Genomic DNA, 2,268 nt, shown 5'->3' with positions numbered 1-2,268 from the left:
TTCTTGGCATCCGGATTCAGTAGGCAGAAAGCACAAAGGCACGTCGCCCCTATAAAACGAATGCAGGCCGGAAAAATTAGCGAATGAGAATAAGTATCAGAGAGGTTGTAGTGCGCGGCTTTTCAGGTGTCGAGAAACCTGTGGGAGCGAGCCTGCTCGCGATAGCGGTATGTCAGTCAACATCATTGCTAAATGACACACCGCTATCGCGAGCAGGCTCGCTCCCACAGGGTTAAGCACGTGTCGTGTCAGGCAGGGACGGACATGGCGTGCCGCCGATGATGCACTTCCAGCTGATCCTTGATGACGCGCAGCACTTTGGCTTCGTGCTCATGAATGAAGAAGTGCCCACCGGCCAGCATGTCCAGGGAAAAACTGCCGTGGGTTTCCTTGCTCCAGCCGATCAACTGCTCGGTGGTCGCCTTGTCGGCCTTGCCGCCGAGCACGTGCACCGGACAGCAGAGCAGCGCTCGCTGCGAGGGCTGAAACCGCCCACACAAGAGAAAATCCGCGCGCAGGACCGGCAGGGTCAAACTCATCAATTCTTCGTTGGCCAGTACCTCTTCACTGGTGCCATTGAGCGTGCGCAGCTGCTCGATCAGTTGAGCATCGGTTTTTGGTTCGGCGAAGCCCCGATCATAGTCGGCGCGCATGGTTGGCGCAGCGGTACCCGAGGCGAACAATGCAACCGGCTCCGGACAGCCCAGCGCACGCAAGGCATGGGCTATCTCGCACGCGAGCAAGGCACCGAGGCTATGCCCGAACAACGCATACGGCGCTTTTATCTGCGGCTTCAGCTCCTGCGCCAGTTGCATCGCCAGCGCCCGCATATCCGTGTGCAGCGGCTGATCGAAACGAGCCCCACGCCCCGGCAGTTCAACAGGCTGCACATGGAGCCACTGCGGCACTTTGCGCCGCCAGCGGCTGTAAACCATAGCGCTGGCGCCGGAGTATGGCAGGCACAGCAAGGTCAGCTTGGTCACCGCGTTCACCTTAAAAAAGTCGTCTGTACCCTTGAACGCATGAGGGCCACGAGGAATTAGTCAGCGACCTGGATAAATTCGCGCCCGGCATATTCGTTCCCTGTTCAGACAAAACCAAGAAGAGTGATCGTCGTGGACCTGCAGACCATCCTGGGCAAACTTTTCGCCAACGCCGGCGCAGTCGGTATAGAAGGTGTATTCCAATTCGTCTTCGGCCCGCACCAGGCATACTGGACGGAAGTCAAGGCGAGCAGCCGCACTGAAGTCGGGCGGCATGCCAGCCCCGACGTCACCATCGAAATTGCGCAGAAGGATTTCCTCGGGATCATGGAGGGCGTCGCCAACGTCGAGGAGCTGTTCGCCAGCGGCCGCTTGCAGATCGGCGGCAGCATGGGCCTGGCGACAATGTTGCCGCAGATCATCGACCATGCCCGGCATGGCGGTGCAGTGGTGGAAAAGCTCGACATGAACAAGCGCTACCCGACCCCGCCGCGGTTCAGCGAAACACTCACCGCCGGATTACCGGTGCAGCGCACCGTCGAGCGGCGACCGCGCAGCGAGTTATCCATATGCGAGTTCGAAACCCGTTACTTGCCCTGCGGGATTCCCGTGGTCATCAGCAATGCGCTGCATGACTGGCCCCTGTTCAACCTGAGTCGCGAAGAATCGCTGGTGCATTTTGCCGAGTTGCAGGGCATCACCCGACATGGCGATTATGTGAAGAAAACCTTCTCCACTGAGCGGGATTTTCGCGCGACGCCCATGGCCGGGTTTATCGAATCGCTGGACGCTCCGGCGCTCAAGGATGCCAATGGGAAACCACCGGCCTACATGGGCAACAACATTCTGCCGGCGCAATTGATGGAACAGATCAAGTACCCGTCCTACTTCGATCAGGCGCTGTTCATACCGCCACGGATCTGGATCGGCCCCAAAGGCACGCTGACGCCATTGCACCGGGATGACACCGACAACCTCTTCGCCCAGGTCTGGGGCCGCAAAACCTTCACCCTCGCTGCGCCCCATCACCGCGAGGCGCTCGGCACCTGGTCGACCGCGCCGCAAGGCGGGCTCGACGGCTGTGATTTCAACCCGGATGCACCGGACTATCAGCGTTTTCCCTTGGCGGCACAGGTGCCGTTTTTGCGGGTGACGCTGGAGGCCGGCGATTTACTGTTCCTGCCCGAGGGCTGGTTCCATCAAGTGGAATCGATCTCCACTTCACTGTCGGTGAATTTCTGGGTGAACTCGGGGAGAGGCTGGTAATTGCGCAAACGAGCGGGCA

Annotated in this window: 2 protein-coding genes; one reads left to right on the top strand and one right to left on the bottom strand. The window is 59.6% G+C overall.

The window, feature by feature from the left end:
• Positions 1-248 precede the first annotated feature (248 nt).
• Positions 249-983, bottom strand: a complete 735-nt coding sequence (locus F8N12_RS21975) for a thioesterase II family protein (protein WP_150582265.1) — start codon at positions 981-983, stop codon at positions 249-251.
• Between the two features lie 132 nt (positions 984-1,115).
• Between F8N12_RS21975 and F8N12_RS21970 the strand changes: the two genes are divergently transcribed.
• A complete protein-coding gene (locus tag F8N12_RS21970) occupies positions 1,116-2,249 on the top strand; it encodes a cupin-like domain-containing protein (RefSeq protein ID WP_150582264.1) in 1,134 nt (377 codons plus the stop codon).
• Positions 2,250-2,268: the final 19 nt, after the last annotated feature.

This window comes from Pseudomonas fluorescens, from assembly GCF_902497625.1.
Classification (GTDB): Bacteria; Pseudomonadota; Gammaproteobacteria; order Pseudomonadales; family Pseudomonadaceae; genus Aquipseudomonas; species Aquipseudomonas fluorescens_BQ.
Note: the sequence above shows the minus strand (reverse complement) of the source record. Positions and strands in the feature narration are given on the sequence as shown.